The sequence below is a fragment of the Streptomyces sp. ISL-100 genome (assembly GCF_018614615.1).
GTDB lineage: Bacteria > Actinomycetota > Actinomycetes > Streptomycetales > Streptomycetaceae > Streptomyces.
Window position 1 is genome coordinate 18,256 of record NZ_JAGGOK010000063.1, and the last position, 18,146, is coordinate 36,401.

General features: G+C 68.6%; 17 protein-coding genes. 7 read left to right on the forward strand and 10 right to left on the reverse strand.

Features of this window, described 5'->3' with window-relative positions:
* Positions 1-326: 326 nt before the first annotated feature.
* On the forward strand, positions 327-650 hold the full coding sequence (locus J7E89_RS27030; RefSeq protein ID WP_374196891.1) for a nuclear transport factor 2 family protein: 324 nt from the start codon (positions 327-329) through the stop codon (positions 648-650).
* A 27-nt stretch (positions 651-677) separates the two neighbouring features.
* Here the strand turns inward: J7E89_RS27030 and J7E89_RS27035 are convergent, their stop codons facing one another.
* From J7E89_RS27035 to J7E89_RS27055, 5 genes are all read right to left on the reverse strand, one after another.
* Positions 678-1,664 carry a thermonuclease family protein gene (locus J7E89_RS27035; RefSeq protein ID WP_214977054.1) on the reverse strand — a complete coding sequence of 329 codons (987 nt, stop codon included), beginning with the start codon at positions 1,662-1,664 and terminating at the stop codon, positions 678-680.
* 135 nt (positions 1,665-1,799) lie between these two features.
* Complete coding sequence (locus J7E89_RS27040; protein WP_214977055.1) at positions 1,800-2,252, reverse strand: lamin tail domain-containing protein; 453 nt, start codon at positions 2,250-2,252, stop codon at positions 1,800-1,802.
* Between the two features lie 77 nt (positions 2,253-2,329).
* Positions 2,330-3,220 carry a PhzF family phenazine biosynthesis protein gene (locus J7E89_RS27045; protein WP_214977056.1) on the reverse strand — a complete coding sequence of 297 codons (891 nt, stop codon included), beginning with the start codon at positions 3,218-3,220 and terminating at the stop codon, positions 2,330-2,332.
* A 44-nt stretch (positions 3,221-3,264) separates the two neighbouring features.
* On the reverse strand, positions 3,265-4,017 hold the full coding sequence (locus J7E89_RS27050) for an SDR family oxidoreductase (RefSeq protein ID WP_214977057.1): 753 nt from the start codon (positions 4,015-4,017) through the stop codon (positions 3,265-3,267).
* Positions 4,018-4,177: 160 nt separating this feature from the next.
* Complete coding sequence (locus J7E89_RS27055) at positions 4,178-5,182, reverse strand: Gfo/Idh/MocA family protein (protein ID WP_214977058.1); 1,005 nt, start codon at positions 5,180-5,182, stop codon at positions 4,178-4,180.
* A gap of 79 nt (positions 5,183-5,261) precedes the next feature.
* Here J7E89_RS27055 and J7E89_RS27060 point away from each other — a divergent pair, with 79 nt between their 5' ends.
* Entirely contained in the window at positions 5,262-6,557 is a 1,296-nt protein-coding gene (locus tag J7E89_RS27060) for a Bcr/CflA family multidrug efflux MFS transporter (RefSeq protein WP_214977059.1), read from the forward strand.
* Positions 6,558-6,573: 16 nt separating this feature from the next.
* Here the strand turns inward: J7E89_RS27060 and J7E89_RS27065 are convergent, their stop codons facing one another.
* The gene (locus J7E89_RS27065; RefSeq protein ID WP_214977101.1) at positions 6,574-7,290 is read right to left on the reverse strand and encodes a bifunctional 2-polyprenyl-6-hydroxyphenol methylase/3-demethylubiquinol 3-O-methyltransferase UbiG; all 717 of its coding nucleotides are present in this window, start codon (positions 7,288-7,290) and stop codon (positions 6,574-6,576) included.
* Positions 7,291-7,316: 26 nt separating this feature from the next.
* Positions 7,317-8,741, reverse strand: a complete 1,425-nt coding sequence (locus tag J7E89_RS27070; protein WP_214977060.1) for an asparagine synthase-related protein — start codon at positions 8,739-8,741, stop codon at positions 7,317-7,319.
* Positions 8,742-8,838: 97 nt separating this feature from the next.
* On the opposite strand from J7E89_RS27070, the gene J7E89_RS27075 reads away from it, so the two are divergent.
* Positions 8,839-9,894, forward strand: a complete 1,056-nt coding sequence (locus J7E89_RS27075; protein WP_214977061.1) for a transcriptional regulator — start codon at positions 8,839-8,841, stop codon at positions 9,892-9,894.
* Positions 9,895-10,411: 517 nt separating this feature from the next.
* Positions 10,412-11,233 carry a phage antirepressor KilAC domain-containing protein gene (locus tag J7E89_RS27080; protein ID WP_214977062.1) on the forward strand — a complete coding sequence of 274 codons (822 nt, stop codon included), beginning with the start codon at positions 10,412-10,414 and terminating at the stop codon, positions 11,231-11,233.
* A gap of 724 nt (positions 11,234-11,957) precedes the next feature.
* Here the strand turns inward: J7E89_RS27080 and J7E89_RS27085 are convergent.
* Entirely contained in the window at positions 11,958-13,271 is a 1,314-nt protein-coding gene (locus J7E89_RS27085) for a hypothetical protein (RefSeq protein WP_308315617.1), read from the reverse strand.
* A gap of 115 nt (positions 13,272-13,386) precedes the next feature.
* On the opposite strand from J7E89_RS27085, the gene J7E89_RS27090 reads away from it, so the two are divergent.
* Positions 13,387-14,400: a small ribosomal subunit Rsm22 family protein gene (locus J7E89_RS27090; RefSeq protein WP_214977063.1), complete on the forward strand. Its 1,014-nt coding sequence runs from the start codon at positions 13,387-13,389 to the stop codon at positions 14,398-14,400.
* Here the strand turns inward: J7E89_RS27090 and ddaH are convergent.
* On the reverse strand, positions 14,397-15,254 hold the full coding sequence (gene ddaH, locus J7E89_RS27095; RefSeq protein ID WP_374196892.1) for a dimethylargininase: 858 nt from the start codon (positions 15,252-15,254) through the stop codon (positions 14,397-14,399). The genes J7E89_RS27090 and ddaH overlap by 4 nt on opposite strands.
* A gap of 136 nt (positions 15,255-15,390) precedes the next feature.
* On the opposite strand from ddaH, the gene J7E89_RS27100 reads away from it, so the two are divergent.
* Positions 15,391-16,047, forward strand: a complete 657-nt coding sequence (locus J7E89_RS27100; protein ID WP_214977064.1) for a TetR/AcrR family transcriptional regulator — start codon at positions 15,391-15,393, stop codon at positions 16,045-16,047.
* 176 nt (positions 16,048-16,223) lie between these two features.
* Positions 16,224-16,997 carry a bifunctional DNA primase/polymerase gene (locus J7E89_RS27105; protein WP_214977065.1) on the forward strand — a complete coding sequence of 258 codons (774 nt, stop codon included), beginning with the start codon at positions 16,224-16,226 and terminating at the stop codon, positions 16,995-16,997.
* A gap of 33 nt (positions 16,998-17,030) precedes the next feature.
* On the opposite strand, the gene J7E89_RS27110 is transcribed toward J7E89_RS27105, so the two are convergent.
* A complete protein-coding gene (locus tag J7E89_RS27110) occupies positions 17,031-18,029 on the reverse strand; it encodes a hypothetical protein (RefSeq protein WP_214977066.1) in 999 nt (332 codons plus the stop codon).
* Positions 18,030-18,146: the final 117 nt, after the last annotated feature.

The following is an 18,146-nucleotide window of genomic DNA, read 5'->3' on the forward strand; positions in this document are numbered from 1 at the left end:
GCGGGCGAGAGGACCGCACGGCCAGTTGAGCGTAATGCCGCAACGGCCCACAGCCCAGGGCGCGGCAGTAGATCGGACAGTGGAAGGCGGGCCGGAAGAAGGGGTGGTGGCCGACACCGGCCTCCGATGGGTTTTCGGCCTAAAGGAGCTCGATGGCGGCGGTGAACAGGTCAAGACCGCGAGGCTGCCGCCGTACAGGTAGGACGTGCGTGAATTCTCTGTCACGCTCCCGATCGGTGGCTGCCCCGGACGTGTCACAGGGATCGTCGTCCGACCACAGGGCGCATCCTTGACCGGGGGCGCCGAAACGAACGAGGAGACTCGCCGTGGTCATGTCTGTCGATCAGCTTTCGGAGCCGGCCGTGCGCGCGTTCGTCGCCGCGGTCAACGCCAATGACCGCGAGGCGTTCCAGGACGCTCTGGCCCCCGCGGCCACCATGTCCGACGACGGGACCGAGAGAGATCTCGGCGAGTGGACGGAGCGGGAGATCTTCTCCTCGGCCGGGCACATGGACGTCGAGTCGGAGAGGGCGGGCGGCCGGTCCTTGCTGGTCCGCTACCGCAATGAGACCTGGGGCGAGATGCGCACCGTCTGGGACTTCATCATCGACGGCGGAAAGATCGCCCGCTTCGAAACGGGGCAGGCCTAGGCGCGTCCGAGGGGGGATCAGTTCATCTCATTCGCAACCGATGCCGTCTCCGTCGCGGTCGAGGCGGTGGGGGTCGTCGGTGCCGACCATGACGGGGCCCGGCAGGTCCGAGCAATCGAGGTCCGGGCCGGGCGGTGGGCCGGGGGGATAGGTGCCCTCGGGGGTGGCCGGCTCCGGGGTGTCGGCGGGCGGCGGGGTATCGGGCGGTGGGGGAGTGTCGGCCGGTGGGGGAGTGTCGGGCGGTGTGGGGGTGTCTGTTTCGGGGGCGCAGGCGGACCAGAGGCCTGAGTCGTTCAGCTCGGCGGCGTCGCCGGCCTGCGAGATGGTCGGCCAGTGCTTGTCGTTGGGTTCGAAGAGAACCGCCTCGGCGTGCCCCGTACGCGCCAGGGATTCGTTCACGAACTCGCCCTTTTCGTTCCAGACGTACAGCAGGTAGCGGTCGTACCTGTCCTTGAGGTCCTTGTCCCGCTCGATGCGAACGGTCGAGCCCACGGGCAACAGCTGCTCCAGGCGTGCGGTTGCTTCGTCGCTGTAGCACGTTCCTTCCTCAGGGGCGTCGATCGCCAGAAGGCGTACGCGCAGTGATGAGTCCCTGGGGAGGATCTCGCCGTCTCCGCTGACCTCGATGGTGTCGCCGTCAACTATTCGCTCGACCACGGTCGATCGGCTCTCGGTGACTGGCGGCGCGGGAGGCTCACTCTCCGCTTCCTCCTCCCTTTCCTCTCTTTCGCCCTGAGGGGCGGGCTCGTTCGGAGGAGGGGGCTCTGGAGAGCGCTTGGGAGGTGGCTCAGGTGGTGGCTCAGGAGGTGGCTTGGGGGAAGTCTCTTCGCGGGGTGGCGTGGTGTCCTCGCGTGGCGGCGGGGTGTCTTCGCGCGGCCTGGTCTCCTGCGAGGTCACGGCACCGCCGTCGTTCTTCTCGCCCGCCTCGTTTCCGCCGCCGCATGCGGCAAGGGCGGTGCCCGTAGTCAGTGTGAGCGCGAGGACGGCGGTGGTGAGCGGCCTGCAGCGGTTCATGGCCCGCATCTTCTTTCGTGCGCGCAGGGCCTGTGACCGTCATTCTCCACCCTGACCAGCAACAGCGGCAATGCCCCATTTCTGGGGATTGCCGCCGCTGCGTTCGCCAAGGCAATCAGTGGCAGTACAAGCCAATCAGTGGCAGTACTTCGTGCCGTTGTTGCTCGTCGTCCAGGAGCACGAGTCCAGCTGGGTGCCGCTGGGCTTGATCAGGCGGGCCTTGTCGCTGGTGTTGTTCCAGACGTACGAGGCGCGGCCCCAGTAGCGGTCGGCCGCCGTGTTCGTGCCCTTGCCCGTGTGGATGCGGACCGTCTTGTAGGCGCCGATCCGGTACGTGCCGAAGGTGTACGTGTAGCCCGTGTTGTCCTTCAGCTTGTAGCCGCTGAGCTGGATCGACGAGGCCGTGTTGTTGTGGATGTCGACCCACTCGGCGTTCAGCGAGGTGTTGCTGCGGTTGTCGCTGCCCGGGCTGTTGTACTGGATCTTCCCGAGGTGTAGTCCGCCCTGGTGCGCGGCCGCCTGAGCGGGGGTGGCGACGACGAGCAGGGATGCCGCTGCGGCGGCGAGAGCGGCAACATGTATGCGCAAGGTGCACTCCGTGTGTGTGAGTTGTGGAGAGGAGTGTAAGGGCGCACCTTGCGTAAGGACCCGGTCCGGTCAGGGGTTCACGCGTTCGAGCCGCCGGACGCCTTTTCCGGGATGCGCGCGCCCGCGCCGCCGACCCTGATCCGCCCGTCGCCCGCGCGGAGTTCGACCGTCAGGACGCCGGGGCGGCCCATGTCGACGCCCTGGTGGAGGGTGAGGGTCGAATCCGCCGGGACCAGGCCCAGTTCGCGTGCGTACGCCCCGAAAGCCGCCGCCGCCGCGCCCGTTGCCGGGTCCTCGACGACGCCGCCCACCGGGAACGGGTCGCGGACGTGGAACGTCGTCGCGTCCTCCCGCCACACCAGCTGCACCGTCGTCAGATCCAGGCGGCGCATCAGCGCGGCCAACCGCTCGAAGTCGTACGACAGCCGCGCCAGCCGCTCGCGGGTCGCCGCCGCCAGGATCAGGTGGCGGGCGCCGGCGTACCCGATGCGCGGCGGGAACGCCGGGTCCAGGTCGGCGGCCGGCCAGTCCAGCGCGGCCAGTGCCTCCGCCACATCACCCTCCGCCACGTCCTCGACGCGCGGCTCGACGCTGGTGAGGGTGGCGCGGTACGTACCGTCGGCGCTCTCGGTCACCTTCACCGGGACCGTGCCGGCCTGCGTCTCGAACACCAGGTCGCCGGGGCGGCCCCGGTGCTCGGCGAGCGCGACGGCCGTCGCGACCGTGGCATGGCCGCAGAACGGGACCTCGGCCTTCGGGCTGAAGTAGCGGACGGTGAAGGCGCGTCCGGGCTCCAGCTCCTCCGTGAGGAACGCGGTCTCGCTGTAACCCAGCTCGGCCGCCACGGCCAGCATGCCCGCGTCGTCGAGCCCGGCCGCGTCCAGGACGACGCCTGCTGGATTGCCGCCCTCCGGGTCGGTCGAGAAGGCGGTGTAACGAAGGACGTCGGTGTCGGTGAATGACTTCATACCGCGCCCAACGGCGGAAGCCGCTCAGGTGTTCCCGTGATCGCTCAGCCTCGCCCGACGTACGGCATCGTCGTCGCCAGCACCGTCGCGAACTGCACATTCGCCTCAAGCGGGAGCTCCGCCATGTGCAGCACCGTGCGCGCCACGTCCCGTACATCCATCACCGGCTCCTCCATCAGCTCGCCGCTCGCCTGAAGGATTCCGGCCTGCATGCGCTCCGTCATGTCCGTCGCCGCGTTGCCGATGTCGATCTGGCCGCACGCGACCCGGTACGGCCGGCCGTCGAGTGAGAGGGACTTGGTCAGGCCCGTCATGGCGTGCTTGGTGGTCGTGTACGCGATGGAGTGCGGCCGGGGCGCGTGCGCCGAGATCGAGCCGTTGTTGATGATCCGGCCGCCCTGCGGGTCCTGATCCTTCATCTGCCGGTACGCCGCCTGCGCGCACAGGAACGCGCCCGTGACGTTCACGTCGACGACCGCGCGCCACTCCTCGTACCTGATGTCCTCCAGCGGCACGCCGCGCGGCCCGAACGTACCCGCGTTGTTGAAGAGCAGGTCGAGGCGTCCGTACCGCTCGTGTACGGCGGCGAAGAGGGCGTTCACGTCGTCCGGAATCGACACGTCCGCCTGTACGCACAAGGTCTCGCCGCCCGCTTCCTGCGCGGTCTCTTCGAGGGGTGCGGTACGCCGTCCTGCCAGCGCCACCGACCAGCCCGCCCCGGCGAGGGCGATGGCGACGGCCCGGCCGATGCCCGAGCCCGCTCCGGTCACGACGGCGGTCTTCGTCTGAGGGTTCATGGCCCAGCAGCGTACGTGACACGTACATGAAAGCGGCGCGACGCCCCGCGCCACTCCTGGACGGTGTCCGCGGTGACGACGCCCGGCGCGCCGGTCACGACGGCGGCATCGCTGGTGACGGAGGCGGGGAACCCGGGCCTGAAGCCCGCCTGGTTCCCGCTCAGTTCTGATCCCCCGGGTAGCGGACGCCGATGCGGTCACGCACCGCGTCGAGCGTCCGCATGACGGCGAGGCTGCCGGCCAGCGGCACGAGCGGCGACTCCTTCTCGCCCGCGCGCAGGCAGCGCATCACCTCGGCGGCTTCGTACTGGAGGCTGTGACGGCTGTCGACCCTGGCGGTGAACTCCTCCGGGTCCGCCCCGTTCCGGTGCAGCACAAACCTGTCCGGGTAGAAGAATCCGCGCCCGAGCTCGATCCGGCCCTTCGTCCCCGTCACGGCCGCCGTGATGGGGGTGTCGGCGGTGATGGAACAGCTCAGCAGCGCAGCCGCACCCGAATCCCACCCGAGGAGCATGCCGGTGTTCAGGTCGACGCCCTCCGGGGACAGGAGTGCGTCCGCCTGTACGCGGTCGGGCTCGCCCAGCAGCAGATGCGCGAACGACACCGGGTACACACCGAGGTCGAGGAGCGCCCCGCCGCCGAGCGCGGGGTCACGCAGCCGGTGCTCGGCGTCGAACGGCCCGGCGAGCCCGAAGTCGGCGTGTACGGTCCGTACTTCACCGATCGCGCCGTCCCGCACCAGCTCCACCAACCGCCGGACGACGGGGTTGCAGTACATCCACATCGCCTCCATCAGGAAGCGGTCGTGGCGCCGGGCCACGGCGACCAGTTCCTCGGCCTCCCGGGAGTTGAGCGTGAACGCCTTCTCGCACAGCACCGCACGGCCCGCCTCCAGGCACAGGCCGGCGGCCTCCCGGTGCGCGGAGTGCGGGCCGGCGACGTACACGACGTCGATGTCCTCGTCCGCGGCGAGCTCCGCCCAGCTTCCGTACGCCCGCGGTATCCCGAACCGGTCGGCGAATGCCTTCGCCTTCGCCGTCGTACGGGAAGCGACCGCGACCACCTCCGCGCCGTCGGTTTCGCGCATCGCCATCAGGTCCGTGGTGAACGACGACGCGATGCCGCCCGTCGCCAGCACGCCCCACCGCACGGTTTCCTTGCTCATCCCAGCCCCCAGGAAAAGGTCTCGACCACTCTGGACGAGCTGAGAGCATAGGTGCAGATTCAACGACATGGAGATGCGAATGCCGGAGACAGGCCAGTCCACGCAAGGTCACATATCCGGCACGGGGGTGGAAAGCGCTGCCGAAAGCGCGATCCTGACCCCCGCCGCCCGACGCACAAGCCTCCTGGTCACGCTGGTGCTCGGCGGGCTCACCGCGCTGCCACCGCTCTCCATGGACATGTACCTCCCGGCTCTCCCCGAGGTCACGGAATCCCTGCGCTCGCCCGCCGCGACCGTGCAGCTCACGCTGACCGCGTGCCTGGCCGGCATGGCGCTGGGGCAGCTGGTGGTCGGCCCGATGAGCGACAGGTTCGGCCGCCGGAAGCCCCTCCTCCTCGGCATGATCGTGTACGTCGTAGCCACCGCGATCTGCGCCTTCGCGCCCTCCACCGAGCTCCTGATCGCCTTCCGCCTGCTCCAGGGGCTCGCGGGGGCGGCGGGCATCGTGATCGCCCGGGCGGTCGTCCGTGACCTCTACGACGGCGTGGAGATGGCCCGTTTCTTCTCCACCCTCATGCTGATCTCCGGCGTCGCGCCGGTCATCGCGCCCGTCATAGGCGGCCAGGTGCTCCGCCTGACCGACTGGCGCGGCATCTTCGTAGTCCTCACCGCTGTCGGCGTCCTCCTCACCCTCGTGGTGTGGAAGTGGCTGCACGAGACGCTGCCGGTGGACCGGCGGCACGAGGGAGGCGTCGGCGAAGCCCTCCGTACGATGCGCGGCCTGCTCGCGGACCGCGTCTTCACCGGCTACGTACTGGCCGGCGGCCTCGCTTTCGCGGCCCTCTTCGCGTACATAGCCGCGTCCCCCTTCGTCGTCCAGGAGATCTACGGCGCGTCGCCCCAAACCTTCAGCCTGCTCTTCGGCATCAACTCGGTCGGCCTGATCGCGGTCGGCCAGATCAACGGCAAACTGCTGGTGGGCCGGGTCAGCATGGACAAGGTGCTGGCCACGGGCCTGACCGTGATCGCCCTCGCGTCCCTGGCCCTGCTGCTGATGTCCACGGGCGTATTCGGCAAGGTCGGTCTGGTGCCCGTCGCGGCCGGCCTCTTCGTCCTGATGTCGTCGATGGGCCTGGCCCTCCCCAACACCAACGCCCTGGCCCTGATGCGCACCCCGCACGCGGCGGGCTCGGCGTCCGCGCTGCTCGGTACGTCATCGTTCCTGATCGGCGCGATCGCATCACCCCTGGTCGGCATCGCGGGCGAGGCGACGGCGGTCCCGATGGCAGTGGTCCAGCTGACGTGCGCCCTGGCCTCACTGACGTGCTTCGCGGCCCTGTGCCGCCCGTGGAGGCGTTCACCCGTGCCGGTGTGACAGACGTGTTGGAGCGTCAGCGCGTGTACCGGGCCACTGTGTACGCAGTCGGACCGCTGAGTCCGGTCCCCCCGGACCCGTCGACCATGTCCACGATCTCGAATCCTGCGGCTGACGCGTAGCGCTCCAGTTCCCGCGGGAACAGGACACGCCGCCGGATCTCGTCCTGGGCATCGCTCCCGGAGGCGAGCACCCATCTCCTGTGCATGGTGTTGATCTGAGTCCGTAGGTCCCACTCATAGCCGATTGCGACCCGCGCGGGTCCGTCCGGAGTCTCGACAACGGCACTGATGGGCTCGGGGCGAATGATGGGCGCTACGGGCGAGCAGAGCACCAGGAGTGCGCCCGGTCGTGCGTGTGCGGCGAAAGTAGCGAACGCTTGGCTGATCTCGTCGTTGTCGTGCAGGTAGGCCAGAGAATTGCCGAGGCAGGTCACGGCGTCCATGCGTTGTTGGAGCCGAACGGTTCGCATGTCGCCGGCGCGGATGTCCAGCCCGGACCGTACTCGATGCGCGTAGTCGACCAATCCGGTCTGTAGGTCCACGCCGACGCAGTCGAAGCGCTTGGCCAAGATCTCCAAGTCGCGCCCCGTACCGCATCCGAAATCCACCAGCGTGGTCGCATCCGGCCGATGGCGTTCGATCAGGGCTTGGCATGCCTCGGCGCTGCCGCTGTCCGACTGGATCGCGTCATACAGTGCGGGGTCTCGATAGAAGAGGTTTGTTGCTTCCATGCGTTCGGCTTCCACGTCGGGGCTGGTCACATGAGGCTCCGCAGCCCGACTTCCAAGGCGAGCACGTCGCACAGCAGATCGGGCACCACGGGCGCGTGCTCGGCGTCCTCCCTGGCCTGCGCAAGCGCTTTGGGGTCAACGTATCCGAGGTCCACCAACAGTGAATCCCGCACCATGCCGGCCAGGGTAGGTAGCCCGAAGGAGCGCATTCCCGCTTCCATGACGCCAAGGAAATTCTCCGGTTCCGCCGGCGAGGCGACCGACTCGGGCAGTCCCGCACGCCTTAGCCGCTCGCGGAACAGAGCCTTTCCGCGCTTGTACTCGTGCGGTAGCTGCTCCATGAACCGCACGATGCGAGGGTGTACGAGCGGGCTTACGGGCCAGATTCCGACCCGAAGGAAACCCGGATTGTGGAGCCCGAACGCCATGAGCGTTGGCACCGGGAGTACCGGAATCGGTGCCAGGTGCTCGTTGACGTCGGCCAGTGCTCGTGCTGCCTCGTTGCCGAGCCACGGAACGGGGTCCGTCGCAGGGAGTCTGGCACTCGTTCTCGAATGGTGAGCGTTGGTCTCGTCGCCGCCGCTGCCCGTGAACATGACCTCACAGGCTCGTGCGGCTGCTTGCTTGCGGATCACGTCGAACGTTTCTTGGTAGAACGCGCCGACGGGGTCGTGGGGCGTACCGAGGGCGCGCACTCCACCCGGTACGAATGGGGGAAGTCGCATGGCAGGAGCGGCCGTGTCGCGAAAGCCGCAGTGGTCCACCAATGCCCGCCGACGCTCTCGCTGCTGTGCCCCGACGCTTCCGCCCATCAGCAACCCGAAGCTGTGCACCGCGTTGTAGCCGGCCGAACTCACTGACAAGGCGACGTTGGCGGAGTCGGATCCGCCCGAAAGTTCAATGCCGACGCACCCGATCGCCGTCGGGGCTTCGCGGACTGCCTCGGACAGCAGGGAGTCGAATACGTCGAGCGGATCCACGTCGGGGCGCAGAGGACGCGGTGCGAGTACATGCTCGGCGGGCTCGGGGTATTGCACCCTGAGGCCCGAGGAAGTGAAGACGGCTGTTGCCCGTTCGGTGAGGCGGTACACCCCCTCAAACAGCGTGTCGGCGGTGTACCGATGCTGTCTGGTCAGAGTCCGGGCTACGACGCGGGGTACGAGCCGGTCGACCCGTAGGTGCGGGCGCAGCTCCGCAAGGTCCCAGGACGCGTACAAGACATCCTCGGCCGACACGAGGAAGAGCGGCGCCGTACCGACCGCACCCGCCGTCAGACGCACTTCCCCGGGTTTCATCGTCAGTGCGGCGAAGTCTGCCTCTCCCTGCTTGCACTCCCTCACCGTCAGGCTGACACACGGCGCAGAGACCGGCACACCGCTGCGATACGACGAGTCGGCGGTGAGCCACTGGCTCGGCGGCACTGTTCCACGCAGTGCCGTGCGGGCATGCATTCTCGAAGCTCTCTCGCGCCGGCTCGGCCGACCTGTGACGCACGCTGAGGCGAGCTTGCCTGTTCCCCGCAGTCACTCCATTCCCTCCACGGATACCGTGGAGGGAATGATCGACCTGGGGAGGCAAGACATGGACCCGTCCCGCCGCAGCGTCCTGGGTGCCGGTCTGTTCTCCGTGGCGCTGACGATCCCCGGTTGGCCGGACGTAATCGGGCGTGCGGAGGCGGTACAGTCCGGCCGCACCGCGCGTATCGGGATGAACGAAGTAGACATGGTCATCGCCATGACGGAGCGAGTCTCCGATCTCGACGACCAGTTCGGCGGTCGTCACGCACGTCCCATGGCCGCCTCGTTCATGGTCAACACCGTGGCTTCATACCTTCGCGCCGACGCGTCGGAGGAGGTACGTCAAGCGATGCTGTCCGCCGCCTCAGACCTGCTGTACCTGACTGGCTACATGGCCGTGGACGAAGGGCTGCACGGCCTTGCGCAGCGCTACTACGTCAACGCCCTGCAACTGGCGGTCGCGGCCGAGGATCACCTGACGTACTGCACCACTCTGCGCGGCATGAGCGTCCAGGCGGTCGACCTGGGCTACGGGGCCAAGGCAATGGAGCTGGCCAATGCCGCTGCCGCCGCCTCGCCGAAGGCCGGTCCCCGGATGCGGGCCTTCCTTGCCGGGCAACAAGCGCACACAGCTGCGCAGACTGGCGACCGTACGAGTGCCTTGCGATACATCCGTGAGGCGGAGGCCGCCATGGACCGTGCCGAGTCACGCGGCAAGGCATTCGGCTCGTACGATCCGGCGGCGCTCAACTACCACATCAGCCAGGTCCGTTACGAACTGGGCGACGTGGCCGGCGCCATCGAAGCCATGCAGGAGTCGGACAAGGTGCGCTTCAGCGTCTATCGCCGTGCTCGGGTTCGGCACCGGGCCACGCTGGCTGAGAGGCAACTGGAGATCGGCCACCTGGAATCGGCTTGCACCACCTGGCACCAGGCCCTCGACGACTACCCCATGGTCCAGTCCGGCCGCGCCGACGAGCGCGTGAAGACGATGTTCAGCCTCCTACGCCCACATCTGAAGAACGCAACCGCCCGCGACCTGCACGACCGAGCACGGACAATCGCTCGCCCAGCGCTGGTGAGTTGACCCGGCCTGTCCAGCTCAGGAGCAAGCTGCACTTGCCCATTCCGATCCGCGAGGGGCCCCTCGACCTTCACGGCGGCGTCGGCGCCACCCCAGGCGTACGGTGCACGAGATGCGGCCGTTCTTGGATCAACGCGACAATTTCAGCGCGTGAGTGGTCCGGCGCCACATCGGCGGCGCCCGCTACGTAACTAATGAGACAGGGAAGCTCCCCTTACATATGGAGGTCAGCGATCGTCCGTATGGCGAGACATCCGTCACGCCAGATCGGTGCATCACGCCCAGAAACGACATCAGGCGGCATCGAGTGACACGAAACGACGGGGGTCGCCGTGGATTCGAAGGGAGTTCAGTAGGCGCTGACACCCAGTGCCTACGTGCCCCTCAAGCGAACCTCACGCTGTGTCAGGTACTGGGCGTAACCTGAACGACACAAGGCCGCCTTCGATCGGAAGGCGGCCTAGGGCAGCTCACGCGCGGAGTGCCATCCGTCGGGAGCTTGAGTTCAAGGGAGAAAACCTTGTCCGTACTGGACAGTACCTTGCCTCATGAAGAAGGCAACCCTGGGGTCAGCCCCTTCGACAAGATCATGCTGCTGGATCACAGCGGACAGGAGCGGTGGTCCGCCCGCGATCTACAGCGCCTCATGAGCTACGACCGCTGGGAGCGCTTCGCGGAAGTGCTCACGAGGGCACAGCAGACGATTACCGCTTCGGGCCTCGATCCGCTGGATCACTTTCGCGGTGCTGCGAAAGTGATACCGGGTGGTCGCTGGGGCCAGCAGAAGGTGTCCGACTACCGTCTGACCCGCTTCGGCGCCTACCACGTTGCCCTTGCTGGCGACGGTCGTAAGCCCGAGGTAGCCGCCGCGAAGACGTATTTCGCGGTCAAGGCCCGGGAAGCCGAGCTGGTTCAAGCACCTGCGCCGGACGTGTCGAGCCCTGAGGGAATTCTTGCGCTGGCTCAGCAGTACGTGGCTGCAGCTCAGGAGCTTGTGAGCACCAAGAAGGTCCTCGCGATCGCTGCGCCGAAGGCTGGTAAGTGGGACGCGTTCTGTGACTCGGACGGGCTCATCGACATGAACGCCGCCGCCAAGGCGCTCACAGACGTAACCGGCGGTCTTGGCCGCACTAAGTTCATGAAGCTGCTGAGGTCGCAGGAGATCCACTTCCTCCAGATCCAGAACCGGCGCCTGCCCTACGAGAACCACATCAAGGCTGGCAGGGCGGAAGTAAAGCTCGTGCAGGCGAACTACCAATGGGTCGAGCAGACCTTCTTCACCGGGAAGGGGCTCGATTGGCTCGCCGACAAGCTCGGCTCCGCCCGTCAGGCTGCCGCCTGAGACGACGTGTACCCCTCCCTCCGACAGGTAGGAGGGGTACACGTCGCCGCGCCCAGGACGAAAGTGTGTGGCCGTCACCCGACCGGCGGCGGAACGCGAAGAGGAACCGGATCGTGCTGCTGCCCGTCCCAACAGACACTGATCACAGCTGGGAGGGAAGTTTGGTCGGAGCTGACCAGTGAAAACTCGTGCAACGCCCCAGGGCGGAGCGTGAGGCCGGCGGGGAGGGGACTGCGTAGTCCTGGAGGGTCGCCCTCGATCATCACGTTGTGGGCCGTCGCAGTTCCGCGGTTGTAGAGGTGCCACAACGTGTGTCTGGAGTGTTCGATGACCAAGTCGACCCGAGGACGGTTGGCTTCTTCTTCAGCCAGTCGCCGTTCGGCCGCTTCGCGTCGCTGGTCGGCGAGTGTCTCTTCTGCCGCAACAGCTGACCTCTCGGCCGCGTTCGCCGATCGTTTCCCATCCCCCCGGGCCTTCAGGCTCACCACCACAGCGGTAGCGGCCATCACGCACGCGCCCCATGCGGGTATGTCTCCCCAGTTCATGACGGGACCTTAGCGGCACCCCGAGCGCTAGGCCTCACATGTCCAGGAGGGGTAGACGAATCTCCTCCTGGCACGATCGGATTCGTTCGGCCTTCTGTCACCGCTGCAAGCACGGTCGGGCCGGACGCTCGCACGTCGCCCACACGTCGTCGCATCGGCCTGGCCGATCGCTCGCCGTCTCAGTCCCGCCGTGCGTAGGCGATCAAATGCGGGTGGTCCTTGCGGTCGGTCCAGGGGAACAGGGCCGTGCCCGCTACCTCCACCGCTGGGATGTGCACGTTCGTCGGGAGGGCTGTTGGGCGGGAGGTTGGGAGGTCGGCTTCTACCGGGGTGTGCGTCGTCGTGGTGCCGTACGCGGTGCCCGTGTCCGTGACCATCGTCAGCGACAGTGGCTTCGTGCCGTCCGCTTCCTCGAAGCAGTGGCCGGCGCCCGTCTCCAGGTCGAAGCCCAGGCTGCCCGCCACCATGTACCGGCCCTCCGGCGCCACCGCCGCCTGTGGGTACGTCCCCGGCTCTATGGCCGGCTTCCGGCACTCCGCCTTCGCCAGTACCTTCCCCGTCGTCGTGTCGTGGACTGCCCACACGTCGTAGTCGGCGGCGCCTTTGCTGCCCCGCTTCTTCTGCCATCTGGCGAGAACCCGGCCGTCGGTCACCGAGGTCGGCACCCCCGAGGCCGAATCCGTTCCGGCGGGAGCGGTCTTTCGGCTGTGCCAGCCGTCCCGGACCCAGAACTCCCGGCGGCCGCTCACCAGCAGCCCCTTCTCCGTCACCGCCCGCACCTGGGTCTGCACCCGGCAGTCCCCGCACCCCTTCGGGTAGCGGAGGTCCGAAGCAGCGATGTGGGTGATCCGGCCCGTCACCGGGTCCACGACGGCGCTGTCCGCGCCGCCGTCGCTGACGAGGATGCCGGGGCCGGCGCCGTTCACCGTCGGGACGTCCGCCCAGGGCAGCTCGACCCGCTGCTGCGCACCGCTTTCCACGTCGTACACGTCCAGCGCCACGATCATGTCGGCCGAGGTCAGCGCGTCCTCGCCGACCTTTCCGTACGACCAGGTGACGAAGTACTCCCGGCCGTCCTTGGCCACGGCCAGCAGCCGGGGGAAGTATGTGGGGTCGGACAGGGGCTGCCAGGCGTCACCCGCCCATTGCCTTTTGCCGCTCGCGGCGTCTACCGTCCGCAGCCGGAAGCGGGTGGCGGACACCCGCTCCAGGTAGCCGACCCGCCCCGCACTCGGGGCGACCGCGTAGTCCGGCGAGACGTTGGCGATCTGCCAGCCCTGTTCGTTGGTGTACGCCGAAGGAACCGCAAGCCGCGTCGCGGGCCCGGCGGCCGCGGTCTTCTTCGCGGGTTTCGGGGGCTCGGGCTTCGTCCGCTTCTCGCCCTCGCTGCCGCCGCCGCACGTCGCCAGCAGGAGCAGCAGTGCGAGGGCGATCACACCAGCCACCAGAGCCACCCGTACGACCCGCTGTCCCATGGTCCCCCCGATGGTCAAGTCAACGGGCGTCAGCGTAGCAACTGCGCGTGGTGGCAGATCAGTTCGGCCGCAAGGCCCTCAGGCCCTCGTACGGGCGCCCCCGGCGTACTCCAGAAGTGCCTAAAATTCGACAGTGAACTCCACCCTCCCCACCGCAGAAGCCCTGCGCAGCGCACTCGCCGGACTTCTCGACGGGCTGCCGCCCAAGCAGGCCGCACAGGCCGTCGAGCGGCTGATCGCGAACTACCGGGGGACCACCCCCACCGGCGCCCCCGTGCTCCGCGACCGCTCCGACGTCGCCGCGTACGCCGCGTACCGGATGCCCGCGACCTTCGAGGCGGTACGTTCCGCGCTCGCCGCACTGCGCGACGCGGCCCCGGAGTGGATTCCGGCGACGCACGCGGACATTGGCGGGGGGACCGGTGCGGCGACCTGGGCCGTGGCGGAGGCGTGGCAGGAGAAGGCGGCCAGTACCGTCATCGACTGGGCGGAACCCGCCCTCGCGCTCGGCCGGGAGCTCGCCGAAGCCTCCGGGTCACCCGCGCTGCGCGCCGCGACGTGGCAACGCTCTCGCATCGGATCGGCGCTCCGGATCGAGAGCGCCGATCTCGTTACCGTGTCGTACGTCCTGAAGGAGCTCACCCCCGCCGGCCGCGCCACCGTGGTCACGGAGGCCGCTCGCGCCGCCCAGGCCGTCGTGATCGTCGAACCCGGCACCCCCGACGGCTACCTCCGCATCATCGAGGCCAGGCAGCAACTGATCGACGCCGGCATGAGCGTCGCCGCCCCCTGCCCGCACAGCGGCGCCTGCCCCATCGAGCCCGGCACCGACTGGTGCCACTTCTCGGCGCGGGTCAGCCGCTCCTCCCTCCACCGTCAGGTCAAGGGCGGTTCGCTGCCGTACGAGGACGAGAAGTTCAGTTACGTCGCCGCCGTCCGCGGCGACGTAGAAGCCGATCCGGCCGCCAACCGCGTGATCCGCAGGCCGCAGATCCGCAAGGGCATGGTCCTGCTGGAACTGTGTACGAAGCCGGAAGAGCTCACCCGCGAAACGGTCACCAAGAAGCGCCACGGCGACCTCTACCGGGCGGCCCGCGACATCGACTGGGGCGACGCATGGCCGCCGCCCCCGTCGGACAGGCCTTAGCCGCGCGCCTCCCCGCGCAGCTCCTGCGTACAGCACTTCACGCTGCCGCCGCCCTTGAGCAGCTCCCCGAGGTCAATCCCGACCGGCTCGTACCCGCGCGCCCGCAGCGGCTCGAAGAGCCCCAGCGCGGTCTGCGGCAGCAGCACGTGCCGCCCGTCGCTCACCGCGTTGAGCCCGAGCGCCGCCGCGTCCGCCTCCTGCGCGATGATCGCGTCCGGGAAGAGCCGGGCCAGGACGGCCCGGCTGCCGGGGGAGAAGGCGCCGGGGTAGTACATGACTTCGTCCGTACGGTCGTCCAGGACGGCCAGCGCGGTGTCCAGGTGGTAGTAGCGCGGGTCGACGAGGTCCAGGCCGATGACCGGGCGGCCGAAGAACTCCTGCGCCTCGTCGTGCGCGAGCGGGCTGGAGCGGAAGCCGCGCCCGGCGAGGATCCACGACGAGGTGACGGCGAAGTCGCCCTCGCCCTCGTTGATGTGCGCGGGCTCGCCGATCTCGGTGAAGCCGTGGGCGCGGAACCACTCCAGGTGCGCCTCGGCCTCCTGCGCCCGCTCCGCGTACGCGAACCGGGCGCCGAGCACCCGCCCGTCGATGACGGTGGCGCCGTTGGCGGCGTACACCATGTCGGGCAGCCCGGGCCTGGGCGTGAGGAGTTCGACGGTGTGGCCGAGGCTCCGGTAGCGGTCGCGCAGATCTTCCCACTGGGTGAGGGCGAGCGGCAGGTCGACCGGCTTTCCGGGGTCCATCCAGGGATTGATGGAGTACGTCACCCTGAAGTGCTCCGGGGGACACATCAGGTAGCGGCGGGGTGAGGCGTCACGAGGCAATGAGGGCTCCTCACGAGCGGCATGGGGCACAGAGTGTGCCGTGAGGAAGCCATGGTCGCGCCGAACAGGCCTGTCGCGCTGTGAACCGATCGGGTGGTTCCCGACTGGTCAGCCCGTGTCCATGCAGCGAGACGTGGCGTCTCGTCGCGCTGGTAGATTGGCCCCCATGGCCGAGACAGGAACCACCGGAACCCCCAGAACCCCCAGCACCCCCAGAACCCCCGACACCACGCGCCGCAGCGAGCGCTCCCGCCGCGCGATCTACGAAGCGGCCCTCTCCCTCGTCGGCGAGGTCGGTTACGCCAAGACGACGATCGAGGGCATCGCCGCCCGCGCCGGCGTGGGCAAGCAGACCATCTACCGCTGGTGGCCGTCGAAGGCCGCCGTCCTGCTCGAAGCCTTCATCGACCTCGGCGAACAGGCGGCGGAGGCGGCGGGAACCGATGGGAGCGAGTACGAGATCCCGGACACCGGCGACCTCGCGGCCGACCTCAGGACCGTCCTGCGCGCCACGGTCGACGAACTCGTCGACCCGAAATACGAAGCCCCCTCCCGCGCCCTCGCCGCCGCGGGCGTCGTCGACCCGAAGGTGGGCGCCGAGTTTGTCGAGAAGCTGCTCGAACCGCAGCTCCAGCTGTACGTGAAGCGGCTGCGCGCCGCGCAGGAAGCCGGCGACGTACGAGCCGGAATCGACCCGCGCATCGCCCTGGAACTCCTCGTCGCCCCGCTCGCCCACCGCTGGCTGCTGCGCACACTCCCCCTCACGCACGAGTACGCGGACGCCGTTGTCGACTACGCACTGGGCGGCCTCACGCCGCGCTGAGGTGAGTTCGCTCACGGAGTTCGCCGTACGTTCACCTCGACGCCACTTATCGGGGCAAAGGAGCCAATCACACCACCTCTGTGGTATCGGCCCACGTACCCCGGATGGGGACTGCGGCCACCCGAGGCGCAGGATGGTGGCAGCATGGACAGCACAACGCTGAGGTGAGGGGTTGAATGGGCGCCGATTTCGGCCGCTATCGCGGCACAGAGAGCAGGCAGACAGTGGAAAGCAGACTTCCCCAGTGGCTGCGCCGCCGCCCGAAGGCCACCGACGCCGACGACCTGGCCGAGGGCCGCGAGGCTCTTCTCCTGGCCGCCGCCGCCGCGGGACTGCCGCTCGCCCCCGCCGCGTACCCCGCGGGATACCGATGTTCGTGCGAACGGGTCGGCTGTCCCACCCCTGCCAGGCACCCGGTCTCGTTCGCCTGGCAGACCCAGTCGACCACCGACCCGGCGCAGATCAAACGCTGGGCCGAGGGTCAGCCGCAGGCCAACTTCATCACCGCCACCGGCATGGTCCACGACGTACTCGACGTACCGCTCGAAGCGGGCCGCAGCGCGCTTGAGCGGCTGCTCGAAGCCGGAGTCGACGTCGGCCCGGTGGCCGAGTTCGGTGCCAGCAACGGCGACGATGCGCGCCTGCTGTTCTTCACCGCCACCCGCGGCACCCCGGACGACGAGGACGAGTGGTGGCCGTGCGAGCTGGACTGCCACCCCGAGACCATGGACGAACATCCGGGGCTGCGCTGGCACTGCCGGGGCAGCTACGTCCTCGTACCGCCCGCGAAACTCCCCGGCGAGCATGAGGTCAGCTGGGTCCGCGGCCTCGAAAACCCACTGCCCGACCCGCTGACACTCCTGGAGACGCTGACCGACGCCTGCGCGCGGTACGTCGGCGAGGACGATCCGGACGACCACCACGCGGTGGCCTGGCCCCTGGGCCGCTGAGCCGGTCGAAGCAAAGGAAGCCGGAAGACCGGCTTACGACCCCTTGGCGGCCGTAAGCCCCTGAATCCGGGCGAGCACCGTTACCTGCTTGCCCTTCACCGGCACCTGCACGACCTGACTGGAGACCCGCTCCTTGGTGAGCCTGGTCTTCGCGGTGCCGGTCATCAGCGCCCGTACGTCGGCGTTGAGATCCAGCCGGACCCCCTGCGCCACGGTCTGCTGCTCGAACTGGCGGGTGGCGAAGAACACCGTCGCCCCGCCGTCCTGCGTGACGAGCCCCAGCGGCGCGAACGCCCCGGTGTCCAGCCGCTGATCGAGGTACTGGACTGTGCGGCCGAGCTGCCGCGCCGACTTCTGGCGCGTCTGGCGTACGGCGGAAGTGTGCGGCCCCGGCGCGAAGTTCTCGGGTTCGCCGTTTTGCATGTACGACGCGTACTGCTCGCTCAGATCCTTCGGAGGTACCGCGAGGTCGGGCGCGTCCGGCCTGACCGGCTCGGCCCAGCCGTCCTTGTCCTTCTTGAAGACCGGGACCTCGTTGGGCGTCAGCACCGCCAGGTGTGAGACCTCCCACAGCTGGTCGGCGCTGCCGCGTACGAACACCAGCAGCCAGCGCGTGTCGAGCCGGCCGCTGTCCTTGTCGCGGTTGCTGTCGGTGTCCGTGACGAACCACCGGGGCCAGCCCTGCTTCTTGGGGATGGCGTACTTCGCGTCCGTCAGCTCCAGCGGCTCGTGGCGCGGATTCCCCTCCGGGCTCTGCACCTGGCGCGCCTTGAGCCCGGCCTGGTTGATCGCGCCGAGCGCGCCGGTGACCCGGCCCGCGTCGAGGGCCGGGTCGTACGCCTTGTCCGCCTTGTTGTACGCCGCTGTGAAGTCCTTCAGGGCCTGTGCGGCCTCGGACTTCGTCGCCGACCGTACGACTTCCAGCTCGCCGTGCACGGTCACGCAGCCGCTCGCCGTCATCGACATCGCCGTCGCTGTCGCGAGACTCGTTCCCAGCCGCCTCAGCGTGCTCCGCCTGCCCAGCCTGCTCATGCGCTGCCTTCTGTGTCTTCGTCCCCACCGACTCCCGGAACCCTACCGGGGACAGGAAAAGCGCGAGCGTGGGGATCAGGTACAGCAGCCACACCGTGACCTGAGCCAGTGCTTCAA

Excerpts from the sequence above, each read along its gene's own strand:
- J7E89_RS27045 (WP_214977056.1), bottom strand. The coding sequence starts at position 3,220 with ATGAAGTCATTCACCGACACCGACGTCCTTCGTTACACCGCCTTCTCG.
- J7E89_RS27105 (WP_214977065.1), top strand. The coding sequence starts at position 16,224 with ATGGGCGCCGATTTCGGCCGCTATCGCGGCACAGAGAGCAGGCAGACA.
- J7E89_RS27065 (WP_214977101.1), bottom strand. The coding sequence starts at position 7,290 with ATGGAAGCAACAAACCTCTTCTATCGAGACCCCGCACTGTATGACGCG.
- J7E89_RS27070 (WP_214977060.1), bottom strand. The coding sequence starts at position 8,741 with ATGCATGCCCGCACGGCACTGCGTGGAACAGTGCCGCCGAGCCAGTGG.
- J7E89_RS27110 (WP_214977066.1), bottom strand. The coding sequence starts at position 18,029 with ATGAGCAGGCTGGGCAGGCGGAGCACGCTGAGGCGGCTGGGAACGAGT.
- J7E89_RS27055 (WP_214977058.1), bottom strand. The coding sequence starts at position 5,182 with ATGAGCAAGGAAACCGTGCGGTGGGGCGTGCTGGCGACGGGCGGCATC.
- J7E89_RS27035 (WP_214977054.1), bottom strand. The coding sequence starts at position 1,664 with ATGAACCGCTGCAGGCCGCTCACCACCGCCGTCCTCGCGCTCACACTG.
- J7E89_RS27060 (WP_214977059.1), top strand. The coding sequence starts at position 5,262 with ATGCCGGAGACAGGCCAGTCCACGCAAGGTCACATATCCGGCACGGGG.
- J7E89_RS27100 (WP_214977064.1), top strand. The coding sequence starts at position 15,391 with ATGGCCGAGACAGGAACCACCGGAACCCCCAGAACCCCCAGCACCCCC.
- J7E89_RS27050 (WP_214977057.1), bottom strand. The coding sequence starts at position 4,017 with ATGAACCCTCAGACGAAGACCGCCGTCGTGACCGGAGCGGGCTCGGGC.